Genomic DNA, 16,963 nt, shown 5'->3' with positions numbered 1-16,963 from the left:
ACCCCCATAAAATGAAAAACAAAAGAAAATGAACGCCAAATTCAGACATTATTAAAAACCAAAAGCGAAATTCACCGCAAAATCGCTAATACGAAAGGTGTCGTGAATTTTGCAACGGTCTCGTTTTATGAAAATACCAAATATATTTCAACATAAATAACTGATATTTAGCCAGTTATAAATACTTTAAACACAGTGTGTATTTTGTACAAAAAGGGGTTTAATACACAGTAAAGGGGGTTCTTAATTTTTTGGGGGATTTGGGCGATACGCTTGCTTCACAGTTAAATAATTACAAGTCAGAAAAGTCGCAAAAGTCCGTAAAGACCGAAAGACGCTTCGGCTGCGGGCGCAGGGAGTAAAATTACAGTGTTTTAAAACTTCGTAATTTTGCGCTCGATTTTTTCGGACTTTCGGACTTTCGGACTTTCGGACTTTCGGACTTTCGGACTTTCGGACTTTCGGACTCCCTACACCCTCACCAATAGTTTCTCTCTTTCCAATTCCTTTAATTGCTGTTCCATTTCCTCGCGTTTGTGTTGATGATGCTCATCGTAGGCTAGATTGTTCATTTCGTCAGGGTCGAGGATGAGATTGTAAAGCTCGTACTGGTTGGCATAGGCGCCCATGGCATCGAAATAATAATTGTACTTCCATTCCTCGGTGCGAATGCTGCGCACACGGTTGGCGGCGTTTACCATTGATGGTTTATTGTTTAGGCCTGCCTTGGTGTCGTCAAAGGCAAACAAGATGCTATCCTGCACAGCCACATCATCCTGCATAATGGGCAACAAACTTACCCCGCGCAGGCCCGACGGCGGGCTGCTTACATTGGCTATTTCGGCAATTGTGGGCAATACATCTACCAGAGATGCCAGTTTCATGGAGTTTTGTGGCCTGTCGGTGCCAGGTGCAAATAATATTGGGTTCGATATTACCAGTGGGATACGGATAGTTTCTTCGTAGGCATTAAACATTTTCTGGCGAAGGCCACCATGGGTTAACCCCATTTCGCCATGGTCGGATGTTTGGATAACGACGGCCGTATCGGCAAGGCGTTTCCCTTTTTCATCGGCATTATACAATACATTTGTAACGCGGCTTATTTCCTTGTCAATTTTTGATAACAGGTAGCCATAAAAGTTTAGGTAATTAAGTTGGTCATCTGGTGTTTTTAACGGACCAAGACCTGCTGTTTGCACCGCGAGCGTGTCAAATTGCGCCACAGGCTTTTTATTTTTTAATAAGTCCTCGTTAATACTTCTCGGCCGCTTAATCTGCCGACCTGACCAGCACGACGAGTTGTACCCATACGTGGCAGCAGTTTTTGGATAAGCCAAAACATCGTGAGGATTTACCAGCGACAAAATCAGGCAATACGGTGTGGTGTCACCGCCGCCCCGCCTTGCTTTTACCGATTCAAGGTAGTCGATGGCTTCTTTTACATATTTGGCATCGTGATTTGCATAGCCGCCGCCAAAGTTAAGCGGGTTCATATCCTCGCCAGAATCGGGCGGTACCCAGCCCATGGCGCCGTACAGTGCCACATCCGACGCTACCAGCGAAGCGTACGTTGTGGTTCCTTTGCTTAAATGCCATTTGCCTCGGTATTGCACGTCATACCCTTCGCCCTGCAGCATGTTCATCAAATTGGGTTTGGTATTGTCAAGCTCCCCTTCGGCTGGCGAGTAGTTGCCCAGGGCTGTAAGGGTTTGGGTAACTCCGTGCTGTGCGGGGTAAGTGCCACTAAGCAGCGTGGCTCTGCTTGGCGAGCACATACAGGTGTTGCAAAAGGCCCTGTCGAAACTAAAACCGTTTTGTTTTAAAAACGTAAGATTGGGCAGGTTTTCTTCTTCCCATCCTTTGGGAAAATGCTGTGTAGCGCGTTGCTGGTCGGTGATGATCAGGATGATGTCGGGCTGTTGCCCAACTTTTTCACGATTTTTGATAAAGCTCATATGTATTGTGATTAATGGTTACAGGTTTATGGTTCAAAGCTAGCAAAGTGCAGTGAGAATTGCAATTGATTGAAGGCGACAAAAGAGCTGCATTCCATGATAATTTAGCGGAGCTCGAATAATATCCCGGCATTTTTAGTAAATAATCATCACGCAAACTATTTCCTCCCTCTGCTTGTAATACATATCCAAATCCACCCAAATGTCCAAACTTTCTGAACGTATCAAACTTTTTAACGCCGCCCTGTTGCCCGATATGGTTAATCTTAAGTACGAGGCCATGGCCGAGAATGCTTTCAGGTACTACCGCGGCACTTGCCATTTATTTTATGAGGATTTAGCATCGACCGAAAAGTTCCCCGCTTCGCCCCAAACCTGGATTTGCGGCGACTTGCACCTTGAAAATTATGGGAGTTACAAAGCCGACAACAAACTAGTGTATTTTGATTTAAATGATTTTGACGAGAGCATACTTGGGCCGGCGTTGTGGGAAGTGGCACGCATGGTTACCAGTATCTGCATTGCATTTGGCGAGTTGGATATTGAGCCGGAAAAGGCGGAGAACATGGCAAAGCTTTTTGTAAAAACTTATGCGGCCACACTATGCAAAGGTAAAGCCACCAGTATTGACCCGCGAACCGCGAAAGGGATTGTTTGTGACTTTTTAACAGCAGCTGCGCAAAATGGCTATACCGTAGTTTTGAAGAAACGGACGGATAAAAAAAACAAAAAAGTGGTACTGTCATTAGTTGACGAAAGGCATTTCAAAATAAAAAAGCACCTAAAATTGGTGTTGATGGACCATATACAGCAATGGATTGATCAAAGCAGCGACAGCCCCTACAATTATAAAGTAAAAGATGCGGTGTTCCGCCTGGCGGGTACCGGCAGCATAGGACAAAAGCGGTACTTGTTTTTGTTGAAAAGTACCAATACCAAAAATCATTACCTGTTGGTTGATATGAAGCAGTCGCGCGCATCATCGTTATCGTCGTACGTTAAGGCTAAGCAGCCGGAGTGGACGTCAGACGCTGAACGGATAATAGCCGTACAACAGCGCATGCAAAATGTATCCGCATCGTTATTAAGTGCCACGATTTTTCATGACGAGCCGTACGTGATACAGGAATTGCAGCCGGTAAAGGATACTATTAAGTTTAAGCTGATACGCGACCAATATCGCGATATTTACCAGGTAATTGATGATATGGCCGCGCTTACTGCTTCGGCCCAGTTGCGCAGCGGCGGCATGAACGGCTCTGCAACCATTGATGAATTGAAAGCTTTTGGCAGCGATACGGTCTGGCAGCAAAAACTGCTGGATTATTGTTTTGAGTACTGCAAAAAAGTGAAGGAAGATTACGGGCAATTTGTGCACGATCTACAAGGCGGGACGTTTGATTAATTGTGACTCGTTAATGTTTCTTTATTGCGCTTATTTCGCCGTTCCGCTCTATGTAACCCCTATCAAGCAGGTAAATAGTTCTTTTATTGGCAACAACTAACAGCCTTAAGTGTTTCTAAAACAATGGGAGACCGAAAATTATTGACAAGGGAAGACCGGTTAATACAGCGGCAGGGTAAACCAAAAAGTACTTCCTTTGCCCAGTTCGCTTTCAACCCCAATGTCGCCACCATGGCGTTTAATAATCTCTGAGCAGATATAGAGACCCAATCCCAGGCCGGAATTTTGAAAACCAGAGGATTCGGCTCGATAATACCTGTCGAACAGGTGCGTGATTTTTTCGGGTGCTATGCCTGGGCCGGTATCCCTAACAGCAATTTTAGCCATTTCACCTTCCCGGCTAACCATCATAAATATATCCTTCGATTCGGGCGCATATTTAACCGCATTGTTTACCAGGTTTACAACCACCTGGTCTATACTGTGCTCGTCTGCGGTCACCTGCAATTGCATATCGCCCTGCACTATCAGCCGGTGCTTACCGGCAATGCGCACGTGGCTGCAGCAGCTGTCTAACATTTCGGCAATGGTGAAAGGAGTTTTATTGAGCTTTAACTCGGTTTTGCTGGCGCGGCTAACATTTAAAAGATCTTCAACCAAGGCGCTTATTTTGTGCATGCTACGGCTCGATTGGTCAATCAGTTTAGGTATCAGCTCGGATGCCGGGTCGTTTTTTACACGTTCCAATAATTGTAGGGAAGCTTTGAGGCTAGTGATCGGAGTTTTCAGTTCGTGGCTGGCAATACTGATAAAATCATCCTTTTGTTGCTGTAGCCTCTTAAACTCGGTAATATCAAGAAGAGTACCCAATATCCGCACCGCTTTACTATCCTTATAATATACTTTGCCTTGCACGCGTACCCAATGTGTTGAACCATCGCTGTGCAGAACGCGGGCTTCGTAAAATAATTTCCCTGATCTTATAGCCGCCTCATGTGCGGCAATCCGGGTGGCTTTGTCGTCAGGGTGAATTACCGAAGCAAACATTTCCCATGGCACCTGCCTGTCGAAACCGAATATAATGTTGAACCTGTCGGATGTAAGCATTATTCTTTTCGCCAAATCCAGGTCGAAGGTACCCGTCTCGGCAGCTTCTACGGCCAGCCTGATCCGTTCTTCAACATCTTCAATACTGCGGCGGGCAATCACTTTATCAGTTACGTCAATAGCCAGTACCATAATAGTTGTTACGTGCCCGTCATTGTGTACCGGCTCGTATACAAAATCAATATACAGCGTTTCGGGCACGCCATTGCGGGTTAATACCACTTCATGCTCCCGGGCCCTAAAAGTTAAGCCACTGCGTATCACCTCGTTCATTACAGGGGCATAGGCTGCAGCTGCTTCAGGTATCGCATCCCATATTGTGTGATTTTCCAGTTCTTCGCGCCTTCGCCCTACAATTTCAAGATAGCTATCGTTAACATCTTGTATCAGTAAATCCCTTGCCCGTATTATGCAAATGCCAACAGGGGCCTGTTTTACCATATTCCTGAAACGCAGGTCGCTTTCGGCAAGGTCCTCATACAAATCACGTAAACTTTGCTGCGATTCATATAGTTCCTCGTTAGATGCATTAAGCTCTTCGTTTGCCGCCCGTAACTCCTCGTTTGATGCACGCAATTCTTCAGTAAGGCTTTGTACCTTTTCCATATTTAAAAAGCGTTCGGTAACATCGGTAGCTGTATGCAATATGCAGTAAGTTTTCCCGGCGTCATTCTTCATCGCCCTGTATTCAAAATCGAAATAGTAGGTATGTAATTCGCCGTCAACTTCCAGTTGGGCCGGGGTGTCTGTACCGCTGATTGTAACGCCCTCATTCCATACCTTTTTAAACAGGTCGATAAATGGCTGGCCCTTGAGTTCCGGCAAGGCCTGTTCCAGTGATTTTCCGATTACGCTCTTGTCTTTTCCCCAAATTGCAATCATACGGTCGGATGCGTACTGGATAATTGCATCTTCGGCCACGTGAACCGCTACTGCATTATTTGATGATGACAATACCTGTAATAGTTGCTCGTTGTTTAACAGCGGGACTGGGTGGCTCATGTAGTAGATATTTTCGGAATAAAATTAAAATTAGTTAAAAATCAATAACCTGCAATAAACCTTATGCTCCAATAAAACTGCGCCAAATATCCATTAAGGTGTGTTTGCTAACAAGGTTACTGCTTCTGCAAAAATCAAACCAACGGGACAATAAAATGCCTTGTCATATTAAAATAAATGCGGTTTACTGCATTATAACGAAAAAACTCCAGGTGACGCAATAAGCGCCAAAGGTATTAAAATACCTATGGTAAACTTTTATTCTCCATAAAATGAACATCTTATGAAAAATTAGCTACATTTAATTTCAATTATCAAAACAATAAAACCTCAAGTCTTATGGATCCAATTAACAACATCGGCACCGACAATGGTAAAAATGCAGGTATTGTAAGCTATTTAACATTTATTGGTTGGCTGATAGCTTACTTCGGCATGCACCAAAATAACAAAACAAGCTTAGGTAGCTACCAGTTGCGGCAAACTTTGCTTCTCCACATTGCTTATTTTGTAGTTCGCTGGGGGCTATCAATTATTCTTGGAATATTTTGGCTGGCATCAACAGGCTTTTTTTCACTGTACTATTTGCTTAGGGCTGTTGATTTGGCATTTTTTGTTTTATGGATCATTGGGTTTATTGGAGCAGTTCAAGGCGAAAAAAAGGAAATACCTCTTTTAGGCGATAAGGCCCAAACCATGTTCCCGAATATATAAGCCAGCATTAAAACATTACAGCAGCAACGAATCCACAAAATGCGCGTGCACAATATTTTCGCAGGGCGACCACGAGAATATGGTGAACCGGCCGTCCTGCGATGAAACCAGGGCAATGGCATCGCGTTGGTCGAACACAAACTGGGCTGCCGAAAGGTGCCTGGTACCGCCCATTTGTGAAGGATGGATGATGGCGGCCATGCTGCCTACAACCGGCTCAGTAACCAGCGTTTCTTCAACCGGGCTGCCGTTTGACGAAAGGCCTATTTTTGCACCAAAGGCCAGTAGTTCCAACTGATTGTTTATAATTGTTGCGCCATCAACGGCGGTGAGACCTGCTACACTGTCAACTGCACGATTTACATCATCCTGCCACAGGTTCATGCTGCGCTCATTTACTACCTGCCCCATCAATATCTTTAGTTCGTCAAACGCGGGGGTTACGGGGTAAGTTATCGGGTGTATAATGGAGTCGCGCCAGGTGTCGCTACCCGAACGAACAACCAGCAGGGTCCCGCCATGGCCGTGCAGGCGCATTGAAGCGGCCAGCTGCACCAGTACGTTTACTGAATCGTTCCAGCCGGTGGGCGAATTATAATCCAGCAGTGAGGTGAGCATCGCAGGGCAATCGGGCAGGCTTTTGCTATGTTCGTCAATAATTTTTATCTCATCGCCCTTAAGCACAGCCACGTTTATAAACTTGCCGAAACCTTTAATGCGCCGGTGCTTAATAACCAGAAGGCCCGGCTCAATTACTTCGAGCACAAAACAACAATCGGGTACGTTACGGGTGGTTCCCCAAACGTAAAGCTCACCATCTTCATCCCACACGCCCAGGTGAATACCCGAGCGCTCAACAGCGGGGGCCAGTTTGGTGAGCACATGGGGCGTTATCAATATCCGTTCTTCAAATATCAACGGCTGCTCAGCTAAATGGGGTGGCAGGTAAGCCAGCGAAACCCGCGGCGAGCGACCTTCTTCGCGGCGCAGGCTGGCCCAAAAGGCAACATCAATAATAGCCTCAATCACGGCCAGCGATGGCTCGGGCGCCAGGTCAGTTTCTCCCTGCAACGCGGCACTTGCCAGCAGCTTAGTAAAATGGCTTTCAATTGCCGGTGCTGCCACTGTTGCTGCCTGGTAGGTTGATTTATAAGCCATATTTGATGAATGATATTTTTGAGGTGCTAAATTACCGCAATTATATTTCAGTTGGTAGCTGTTGTTAACATCGCTTTGTAATTTTAAATCGCCGATGTAATGGGCAAAGCCCGCAACATTTGTCGGGTCGATAGTTTTTGAGGCGCACCTGTGAATAATTGTTTTTCTGTTGATATATCCCTTTTCATAGTTTAAAAATGCTCCCCCATCTGTATTTATACTATAACTGTCTATTATAATTGATAATATCAAAAATAATATCTACCATTGTGTAACATTGACACAATGAATTAATTCAACGTTGTAAATGCTATAAACCACTGAATTCCAACTAAAGCCACCGTTGCTGTTGATTTTATGAAAAGGGTATTGCTTTCTATGCTCCTGTTGTTTTTAATGGGCCGGGGATATTCACAAAGTCTCACCCCAAAACAACTGTATCCCGGCTTGTTCGAGGCTGTACAGCTACAAAATGTTTTAGGCGATAATAAAACATTTGTTGATGCAACCCCTAAACGAGAGCCGGCTCTTATCGTGGCTGATTATAACCGTAACAAGAGCCGGGCCGGGTTTAACTTAAAGCGGTTTGTGCTTGCCAATTTTACCTTACCCTCAGCAGATGATAAAGTTTTTAGAAGCAACGTTACTTTAGGGGTGAAGCACCATATTGACACCTTATGGACGGTGCTTACCCGCAAGCACAATGCGGCATCTAAATATTCGTCGCTTATTGCATTACCTAACGATTTTATTATTCCCGGCGGTCGCTTCAGGGAAACATATTACTGGGACTCGTACTTCACTATGCTTGGCCTGCAGGAAAGCCACAAAACAAAAATCATCCAAAATACCGTTGACAATTTTTCCTTTCTAATTGATAAGTACGGTTTTATACCAACAGGCACACGTACCTATTATTTAACAAGGTCGCAGGCGCCATTTTTTTCGATGCTTGTTGATTTACTGGCTAAAGAAAAGGGCAAACAGGTTATTTTAAAATACCAACCGGAACTACTTAAGGAATACGCATTCTGGATGAAGGGCTCTCAAAACTTAAAAGCAGTACAAGCTTACAACCGCGTGGTAAGTTTGCCATCAGGCGAAATATTAAACAGGTATTGGGACGATTCGGACAAGCCCCGCGAAGAGGCCTATAAAAACGATTTGGATTCGGTAAAACATACAAAGCAGCAACCGGCGGAATTTTACCGCAATATTCGAGCCGCCGGCGAATCGGGTTGGGATTTTGGCTCGCGGTGGTTCGGCGCTGCCGGTAGATACAGTACTATTGAAACAACATCCATCATCCCTGTCGATTTAAATTGCCTGCTATATCACCTTGAACTTTCAATTGCGCAATCCTACCAGTTACAGGGTAAACAGGCTGAATATTCGACTTTCATCAGCAAGGCCAACCTTCGCAAAAAGGCGATTATAAAATACTGCTGGAGCGAAAAGGACGGATGGTTTATGGATTATAACTTTAAGCTGAAACATGCTACCCCGCACCAAACCATTGCAGGTGTTTTCCCGCTCTGCTTTAATATCGCCGATAATGCCCAAGCTATTAAAATGGCCGGAGTAATAAAATCCAAATTTTTAAAATCACGCGGCCTGGCTACATCCTTTATGATTACCGGCCAGCAATGGGACAGTCCGAATGCGTGGGCACCAATGCAGTTTATGGCGATAACCGGCTTACAGAATTATCACCAAAACGACTTGGCCGAAGAAATCGCCAAGCGATGGATAAACACAAACCTTGCCGTATTTAATGCTACGGGAAAGCTAACCGAAAAATATATCCTGGCCGATGACGGCAAAAACAAGGGCGGCGGCGAATATCCCCAGCAGGACGGCTATGGCTGGACAAACGGCGTGCTGCTGTATCTATTAAATCACTTTAAAACCAACTAATTATTAAATATAAATCATGAAAATAAAATTCAAATTAATTGCCGTTGCTGCACTAATAATGCTAAGCGGTGCATTCAAGGTAAATGCGCAGCGCAAGGCGAAGGCTCACGCCCCGGTTCCACAACTGGGAAAAAGCACTCTAAAGCAGGTAATAGTAGCCATGACCTTGCAGGAAAAATCGAAACTTGTTGTGGGCATGGGCTTTAAAATGCCCGGTGTACCTGCGCCAGTTAAAGGCGAAAAGCCCAAGGCGGTAGACATCGGCGGGTTTAAACTGCCCCCGTCTGATCCCGAGGCTTATGAAATTCCGGAGAAAGTGCCGGGAGCTGCCGGGCGCACGCATGCAATTGCGCGTTTAGGCATTCCATCAATTACCGTATCTGACGGTCCGGCGGGTGTTCGTATCGAGCCCAAAAGGCCGAATGACAACAAAACTTATTATGCAACCGCATTCCCTGTTGGTACGCTGCTGGCTTCAACCTGGGATACCGCCATGGTCAGGAAAGTGGGCGTAGCATTTGGCAACGAGGTGCGCGAATATGGTATTGATATTTTACTGGCTCCGGCATTAAACATACACCGCAATCCGCTGGGTGGCCGTAACTTTGAGTATTACTCCGAAGACCCACTGGTTGCCGGCAGCATGACAGCCGCCATAGTAAAAGGCATCCAGAGCAACGGTGTAGGTACATCGATAAAACATTACGCTGCTAATAACCAGGAAACGAACCGTAACAGCATCAACACCATTGTAAGCGAACGTGCCATGCGCGAAATTTATTTGCGTGGTTTTGAACTGGCTGTAAAAACATCACAGCCATGGACGGTGATGTCATCCTACAATAAACTAAACGGCACATTCACTTCCCAGCGTCGTGATTTGCTGACCGGCGTCCTTAAAAATGAATGGGGATTGCGAGGTTTTGTAATGACCGATTGGTTTGGCGGCCAGGATGCCGTTGCGCAGATGAATGCAGGTAACGATTTGCTGATGCCCGGTAACCCCGACCAAAGCGACGCCATTGTTGCCGCAGTTAAAAGCGGTCAACTAAGCATGCAGCAACTTGATGCCAATGTGGAACGGATATTAAAGGTTGTCCTTATTTCACCTACGTTTACCAAATACAAATACAGCGACAAACCCGATCTTGCTGGTCACGCAAAAGTATCGCGCATGGCTGCTGCCCAGGGCATGGTTTTGCTAAAAAACGATGGCAGCGTATTACCGCTGTCGGTTAATAAAAGAGTAGCTGTTTTCGGTAATACTTCTTACGCTCCCATCGCCGGTGGTACCGGTAGCGGCGATGTGAATAAAGCCTACAGTGTATCGTTAGCCGAAGGCTTTAATAATATGGGCTACAAAGTGCAGGAATCATTGGCGAAAGCTTATAAAGACTACATAGCAGATGCCAAAAGCAAACAGCCGAAACAGCAAAACTTTTTTATGCTGCCGCCGCCGATTCCAGAGTTTGATCCTACGGACTTTATATTAAAAGAAGCTGACGGTGCCGACGAAGCAGTGATAACCGTAGGTCGCAATGCCGGAGAAGGCCGCGACCGCAAGCTTGAAAATGACTACTACTTAACCTTCGGCGAAAAAGCGCTGATAGCCAACGTTAGCAAGGCGTTTCATGATAAGGGCAAAAAAGTAGTTGTAGTATTAAATATAGGCGGCGTTATTGAAGTGGCCAGCTGGCGCGACCAGGTTGATGCCATTTTACTGGCATGGCAGCCCGGTCTTGAAGGCGGCAACGCTATTGCCGATGTTGTTAGCGGTAAAGTAAATCCATCGGGCCACCTGGCTACAACTTTTGCAATGGATTATAAAGACGAGCCAACAGCAAAAACTTTCCCCGGCACTCCTGAAGCCAAACCTGAGCAGGTTACTTACGATGAAGGCGTTTATGTAGGTTACCGCTATTTTGATACCTATAAAGTTAAGCCGGCTTATGAATTTGGTTACGGCTTATCGTACACCAAATTTAAGCTTAACGATATAGCTGTAAGTGCCCCTGACTTTAAAGGAAAAGTTACTGTAAAAGCAACTATTACCAACACCGGCGATGTGGCGGGTAAGGAAGTAGTGCAGCTTTATTTAAGCGCCCCTGCAAAAAACATCGACAAGCCGGAGCAGGAACTAAAGGCATTTGCAAAAACTGGTTTGCTGGCCCCCGGCCAATCGCAATTCCTGGTGTTTACATTACGGGCCAGCGATCTTGCCTCGTTTTACACCAGCAAATCTGCCTGGATAGCCGATGCAGGTGAGTACAAAGTTAAGGTAGGCACATCATCGCGCAACATCGAAAAGACAGTATCATTTACTTTGGCAAAGGATATTGTTACCGAAAAAACCAACACCGCCCTTACGCCGGTACCCCCTGTGGAAGAGTGGAAAGGCAAGCAATAAACTAAAAACTATATAATTGACCAGAGCCTCGTAGCATAATGCTGCGGGGCTTTCTTGACTAAGATTCTTTGGATTGGCAGGATTTTAGGATGCCTGTCCCCTGCAATTAGCCGTCTATAAAATAAATGAGAAGTTGGTTCTCGAATTTAATTTTCAATAATTATTGAAAATTCAGAATTAACATTTATATTTGTATCATTGATACGAGACAGCGGGATAAGATAAACAACCAGAAAAGAAAAATCCTAAAATCCAATCAATCCTATAAATTTTAGTTTATGAAAACCTTAGAAAACCATATGATACTCTTCGATGGCGAGTGCCCCATGTGTAAAGCCTATACCAACGCATTTGTAAAAACCGGCATGCTTGGCGCCGGTGGCCGGGCAGCCTATCAAAACGGGATGGATGGCGTTTGTCCGCTTATTGATAAACAACGCGCTGTTAATGAAATTGCTTTGGTTAATATGGAAAACGGCGAAGTAACCTATGGCGTAAAGAGCATTTTTAAAATTCTGACCAACGCCTGCCCTGTGTTTGCGCCATTGTTTGCCTTTAATCCATTTGTATGGCTGACGAGCAAGGTTTATGCCTTTATATCATACAACCGAAGGGTAATTATTCCTGCACCGGTTGGTAGCGACAGCTTTGCCTATCAGCCTACATTTAAAAAAAATTACCGCGTAGCCTACCTGCTGTTTACCTGGTTTTTTACCGGGCTTATACTTACCAGCTACACACGTTTGCTGGCACCTGCAATACCCTTAGGCGGCGCATACCGCGAGTACATGATTTGCGGCGGGCAAATAATTTACCAGGGTATCATCGTCAGGATATATCAAAAACGCAGCTTTTGGAGCTACCTCGGCAATATGATGACCATCTCTTTTGCAGCCAGCTTGTTGTTACTAATTCCGCTGATATTAGATCATTGGTTCCACATGCAGCCGCTGTTTTTTATATTTTATTTTATAGCAATTGCCGGCCTGATGTTTTTGGAACACATTCGCAGAACCAAACTATTGAACCTCGGCTGGACGATGACCATAACCTGGGCATTATACAGGATGATTCTATTAGGTGTGATTCTATTTTTATAACCCACGGCCAACTAAATCAACTCTTAAAAAAATGAAATACAAAAAAATAGTCCTCGCCGGTGGTAATGGTTACCTCGGCACGGTGCTGGCCGGTTATTATAAAGATAAGGCTGAAGAAATTGTGATACTGAGCCGTCACGAAAAGCAAACCGATGGCAACGTCCGCACCGTTACATGGGACGGCAAAACTGCCGGCAAGTGGACTGCCGAACTGGTAAATGCCGACATGCTGGTGAACCTTTGCGGTAAAAACGTGAATTGCCGCTATACAGAAAAAAATAAATCTGAAATATTTGCATCAAGGTTACTGCCAACAGAACTGCTGGGCCAGGTTATTCACGATTTATACGAGCCGCCAAAACTTTGGATAAACCTGTCATCAGCCACCATTTACCGCCACGCCGAAGATGGCCCACAGGATGAAGCAACCGGCGAAATCGGTACGGGCTTTTCTGTTGATGTTTGTAATGCATGGGAAGCTGCATTTTATAAATATGAAACACCTAAAACCCGAAAAGTAGCTTTGCGTATGGGCATAGTATTGGGTCGGTCTGACAGCGTTTTTCCGCGGTTGCTTAACCTCGTAAAACTGGGCATCGGCGGTATGCAGGGCAACGGCGAACAATACGTTTCATGGGTACATGAACATGACGCTGCCCGTAGCACTGAATGGCTGATGGAACATCCAGGATTAAATGGCATAGTCAACTGTACCGCTCCTATCCCCGTAAAAAATGCAGAATTAATGCATATTATCCGCAAAACTTACGGTATGCCGCTGGGCTTGCCGGCTCCTAAATGGTTGCTCGAAATTGGCTCAGTAGTAATTGGTACCGAAACGGAACTTATATTAAAAAGCCGCTGGGTTTTACCAAAGCGACTACTTGATTCAGGGTTTAAATTTGAATTTGAAACCGCGGAAGCAGCGGTAAATGATATTTTGAGATAACTAAAGCTCTTTATCTATTGCCTTTATGGCATCATCGTATTTTTTTATTAAAGATGGTGCCCGGTCAAAGGCCCAGCCATGATAGTTGTCCCGGATAAGGATAAGGGTTTCGCGAATATTTTCAGGCCTTCTTGATTCGTAACTCAGCAATATATTGCCAAGTTTATCTTCCAGTTTATCAATTCTTGCCTGGTTATCATAAATGTCTGTTAGTCGCTCAACCAGTTTAAAATCAATTTTAAGAAAAATGTTGTGGGTTTGGCCAACTTGCCAGGCCACCTTACTCAAGTCGTGATATACCACACCGGATGGCGCCAGGTATTTAAAATTGAACTCGTTACCTGCCAAAATTTTTTGTTGCAAATCGGATGAATTCAATACAGAATCTATCCTTCGCAATACCCCTTGCTGATAAACATACTGCTCCTCTTCATTTTGCTTGTTTTTTACAAGTTCGTCCTTAATATTACTTAATAACTCTTTGGTTTGCGATTTCTCATGCTGGTTATTGATGAATTCTGTTAAAATCAACGCCAGCAAAACACTGAAAATTATAAGTCCCGATTCGCCAATGTATTCTTTCCAGTCCCTTAGCACAAATACGTGTTGGACGGGTTTATGAGTTGCTTTGGTTGATTTATGTTGATTGGGATGGATTTGATTTTCCATTGAAGTGAATGTTAACACTAAAATATAAAATGTATTCATTCAATAATAATTTATAATTTAGTGTCCATTATACATTTAATCCTAAATTACCAGTTATGTCACCCTTTAGAACCTATTTGCAAAAGGCTGCGCGCTTGTTTTGCCCGGCTGTTTTTTTATCGCTGCTTAGTATCAGCGGCTTTGCCCAAGGCCGTACCATTGCCGATTTCGATAAAGGCTGGCATTTTCATTTAGGTAATGTTGACGATGGCGAAAAAAGCGGTCTTAACGATGCTGGCTGGCGCTCACTTAACCTCCCGCACGATTGGAGCATTGAAGGCAAATTTAGTAAAGACAACCCGGCCACACCGGAAGGCGGTGCTTTACCCGGCGGCATTGGCTGGTACCGCAAAACATTCACTGTTCCGGCAGCTTCAAAAAACAAACTGGTTTATATCGATTTTGACGGCGTTTATCAAAAAAGCGATGTTTGGATAAACGGCCACCATTTAGGTTTCAGGCCCAATGGCTATATCTCATTCAGGTACGAGCTTACACCCTACTTAAACTTTGGCGGGCAAAACACCATTGCTGTTAAGGTAGATAATTCGGTGCAGCCAAATTCGCGCTGGTACTCGGGTTCGGGTATTTACAGAAATGTTTGGCTGGTTACAACAAACAAAGCAGCAATAGACCACTGGGGCACTTATATTACTACGCCCGAAGTATCAAAAAGCAGCGCGACAGTTAGCATCACAACCAAAGTTACCGCGGCAAAATCAATAGGACAAAATTGGGTTGGCATCGAAACTACAATTTATGATGCTGCCGGCCTGGCGGTGGGCAATTTGTATACACACCGCGGCACCGGCAAGGATGGCAATATAGATTTGTCGGCAGAAGTACCGGCTACGATAAACCAAACCATAGCTATAAAAACGCCAAAGTTATGGTCGACAGATAATCCATATTTATACAAAGCCGTTACAAAAATTTATTTACTGGGATATGATGCCTTTAAGGATTTGGCAGATGTTAACACAACTAAATTCGGCATCCGTTATTTTAATTTCGATGCCGACAAAGGTTTCTCACTAAATGGCAAGCCGATGAAAATATTAGGTGTTTGCAACCACCACGATTTAGGTTCGCTGGGCGCCGCTATAAACACCCGCGCGTTGGAGCGTCAGCTGCAAATATTAAAAGCTATGGGCTGCAACGGAATCCGCACCTCGCACAACCCACCTGCACCCGAATTGCTTGACCTTTGCGACAAAATGGGCTTTATTGTAATGGATGAGGCCTTTGATTGCTGGGAATGGAAAAAAGCCGAATACGATTACCACCTGTATTTTAAAGAATGGCACAAACGCGATTTAGAGGACCAAATACTGCGCGACCGTAACCACCCCAGCGTGATGATTTGGAGTGTTGGGAACGAAATACCGCAGCAAAGCGATACAAGCGCACTGAGGTTGGCACCCGAACTTGCCGGTATTGTACACAGCCTGGATACAACCCGTCCGATTACAACAGCTAATGACAACCCCGGAAAAAATAATAAAATCATCCAATCAGGCGCTATCGATTTGGTGGGTTATAACTACCACGAGTTTGATTACGCAGGGTTCCATGACCGTTATCCCGGCAAAAAATTCATCGCTACCGAAACTACTTCAGGCCTCGAAACAAGGGGACACTATGATATGCCTTCAGACAGCGTAAGGGTTTGGCCCGCGCGTTGGGATAAACCATTTACAGATGGCAACCCGGACAATACCGTATCAGCTTACGATAATGTGCGCCCGGCATGGGGTTCAACCCATGAGGCTACCTGGAAGGTGATGAAAAAATACGATTTCCTTTCAGGATTCTTTATCTGGACAGGTTTTGATTACCTGGGCGAACCAACTCCCTACAAATGGCCGTCGCGCAGCTCATTCTTTGGCATTGTCGATCTAGCCGGTTTTCCTAAGGATGTTTACTACATGTACCAGTCAGAATGGACTGATAAAGCCGTGCTGCATATTTTCCCGCACTGGAACTGGCAGCCTGGTAAAATGGTCGATGTGTGGGCTTACTACAACCACGCTGATGAGGTGGAGTTGTTTCTTAACGGCAAATCGCTTGGCGTAAAAAAGAAAACCGGCGATGACCTGCATATCATGTGGCGCGTAAAATATGAATCGGGCACGTTGAAAGCCGTTTCGCGGAAAGATGGAAAAGTAGTTTTAACCCGCGAAATTCATACAGCCGGTAAACCTGCAAAAATTGAGCTGATTACCGACCGCAAAAATATTAAGGCTGATGGCAAAGACTTATCGTTCATCACCGTTAAAATATTGGATAAAGACGGCAATTTAGTACCCGATGCGGATAACCTGGTAAACTTTAAAATCAACGGCGGAGCATTTATTGCCAGCGTTGATAATGGCGACGAAAACAGTCACGATTCCTTTAAAGTAAATTACCGCAAGGCATTTAACGGTTTGGCACTGGCAATTGTGCAGGCTAAAGATAAGGCTGGCAATGTTACTTTTATAGCTACGTCAAAAGGATTACAGTCGGCTACAATTACATTGCAGTTGAAATAATTGC

Annotated in this window: 11 protein-coding genes; 7 read left to right on the top strand and 4 right to left on the bottom strand. The window is 44.7% G+C overall.

Features of this window, described 5'->3' with window-relative positions; translation table 11 throughout:
• Positions 1-470: 470 nt before the first annotated feature.
• A complete protein-coding gene (locus NAF19_RS29035; protein WP_252793886.1) occupies positions 471-1,958 on the bottom strand; it encodes a sulfatase family protein in 1,488 nt (495 codons plus the stop codon).
• A 202-nt stretch (positions 1,959-2,160) separates the two neighbouring features.
• Here NAF19_RS29035 and NAF19_RS29030 point away from each other — a divergent pair, with 202 nt between their 5' ends.
• A complete protein-coding gene (locus tag NAF19_RS29030; RefSeq protein ID WP_252793885.1) occupies positions 2,161-3,363 on the top strand; it encodes a DUF2252 domain-containing protein in 1,203 nt (400 codons plus the stop codon).
• Positions 3,364-3,522: 159 nt separating this feature from the next.
• Here the strand turns inward: NAF19_RS29030 and NAF19_RS29025 are convergent, their stop codons facing one another.
• Positions 3,523-5,472: a PAS domain-containing sensor histidine kinase gene (locus NAF19_RS29025; protein WP_252793884.1), complete on the bottom strand. Its 1,950-nt coding sequence runs from the start codon at positions 5,470-5,472 to the stop codon at positions 3,523-3,525.
• Positions 5,473-5,811: 339 nt separating this feature from the next.
• On the opposite strand from NAF19_RS29025, the gene NAF19_RS29020 reads away from it, so the two are divergent.
• Positions 5,812-6,186 carry a DUF4870 domain-containing protein gene (locus NAF19_RS29020; RefSeq protein WP_252793883.1) on the top strand — a complete coding sequence of 125 codons (375 nt, stop codon included), beginning with the start codon at positions 5,812-5,814 and terminating at the stop codon, positions 6,184-6,186.
• Positions 6,187-6,201: 15 nt separating this feature from the next.
• Here the strand turns inward: NAF19_RS29020 and NAF19_RS29015 are convergent, their stop codons facing one another.
• Complete coding sequence (locus tag NAF19_RS29015) at positions 6,202-7,596, bottom strand: putative sensor domain DACNV-containing protein (protein WP_370362927.1); 1,395 nt, start codon at positions 7,594-7,596, stop codon at positions 6,202-6,204.
• A 105-nt stretch (positions 7,597-7,701) separates the two neighbouring features.
• Here NAF19_RS29015 and treF point away from each other — a divergent pair, with 105 nt between their 5' ends.
• The 4 genes from treF to NAF19_RS28995 all read left to right on the top strand — a co-directional run bounded on the left by treF (position 7,702) and on the right by NAF19_RS28995 (position 13,717).
• On the top strand, positions 7,702-9,261 hold the full coding sequence (gene treF, locus NAF19_RS29010; protein WP_252793882.1) for an alpha,alpha-trehalase TreF: 1,560 nt from the start codon (positions 7,702-7,704) through the stop codon (positions 9,259-9,261).
• 16 nt (positions 9,262-9,277) lie between these two features.
• Entirely contained in the window at positions 9,278-11,668 is a 2,391-nt protein-coding gene (locus tag NAF19_RS29005) for a beta-glucosidase (RefSeq protein WP_252793881.1), read from the top strand.
• Between the two features lie 278 nt (positions 11,669-11,946).
• Complete coding sequence (locus NAF19_RS29000; protein WP_252793880.1) at positions 11,947-12,768, top strand: DCC1-like thiol-disulfide oxidoreductase family protein; 822 nt, start codon at positions 11,947-11,949, stop codon at positions 12,766-12,768.
• 31 nt (positions 12,769-12,799) lie between these two features.
• Positions 12,800-13,717, top strand: a complete 918-nt coding sequence (locus NAF19_RS28995; protein WP_252793879.1) for a TIGR01777 family oxidoreductase — start codon at positions 12,800-12,802, stop codon at positions 13,715-13,717.
• Here NAF19_RS28995 and NAF19_RS28990 read toward each other — a convergent pair whose 3' ends face one another.
• Positions 13,718-14,386 carry a hypothetical protein gene (locus NAF19_RS28990; RefSeq protein WP_252793878.1) on the bottom strand — a complete coding sequence of 223 codons (669 nt, stop codon included), beginning with the start codon at positions 14,384-14,386 and terminating at the stop codon, positions 13,718-13,720.
• 95 nt (positions 14,387-14,481) lie between these two features.
• Between NAF19_RS28990 and galB the strand changes: the two genes are divergently transcribed.
• Positions 14,482-16,959: a beta-galactosidase GalB gene (gene galB / locus NAF19_RS28985; protein ID WP_252793877.1), complete on the top strand. Its 2,478-nt coding sequence runs from the start codon at positions 14,482-14,484 to the stop codon at positions 16,957-16,959.
• Positions 16,960-16,963: the final 4 nt, after the last annotated feature.

This window comes from Mucilaginibacter flavidus (assembly GCF_024055575.1).
In the GTDB taxonomy this organism is placed as follows: domain Bacteria; phylum Bacteroidota; class Bacteroidia; order Sphingobacteriales; family Sphingobacteriaceae; genus Mucilaginibacter; species Mucilaginibacter flavidus.
Note: the sequence above shows the minus strand (reverse complement) of the source record. Positions and strands in the feature narration are given on the sequence as shown.

What these genes read in the sequence shown, in the direction of transcription:
- NAF19_RS29035 (WP_252793886.1), bottom strand. Translation starts at nt 1,958, where the DNA reads ATGAGCTTTATCAAAAATCGTGAAAAAGTTGGGCAACAGCCCGACATC.
- NAF19_RS29030 (WP_252793885.1), top strand. Translation starts at nt 2,161, where the DNA reads ATGTCCAAACTTTCTGAACGTATCAAACTTTTTAACGCCGCCCTGTTG.
- NAF19_RS29025 (WP_252793884.1), bottom strand. Translation starts at nt 5,472, where the DNA reads ATGAGCCACCCAGTCCCGCTGTTAAACAACGAGCAACTATTACAGGTA.
- NAF19_RS29020 (WP_252793883.1), top strand. Translation starts at nt 5,812, where the DNA reads ATGGATCCAATTAACAACATCGGCACCGACAATGGTAAAAATGCAGGT.
- treF (WP_252793882.1), top strand. Translation starts at nt 7,702, where the DNA reads ATGAAAAGGGTATTGCTTTCTATGCTCCTGTTGTTTTTAATGGGCCGG.
- NAF19_RS29005 (WP_252793881.1), top strand. Translation starts at nt 9,278, where the DNA reads ATGAAAATAAAATTCAAATTAATTGCCGTTGCTGCACTAATAATGCTA.
- NAF19_RS29000 (WP_252793880.1), top strand. Translation starts at nt 11,947, where the DNA reads ATGAAAACCTTAGAAAACCATATGATACTCTTCGATGGCGAGTGCCCC.
- NAF19_RS28995 (WP_252793879.1), top strand. Translation starts at nt 12,800, where the DNA reads ATGAAATACAAAAAAATAGTCCTCGCCGGTGGTAATGGTTACCTCGGC.
- NAF19_RS28990 (WP_252793878.1), bottom strand. Translation starts at nt 14,386, where the DNA reads ATGGAAAATCAAATCCATCCCAATCAACATAAATCAACCAAAGCAACT.
- galB (WP_252793877.1), top strand. Translation starts at nt 14,482, where the DNA reads ATGTCACCCTTTAGAACCTATTTGCAAAAGGCTGCGCGCTTGTTTTGC.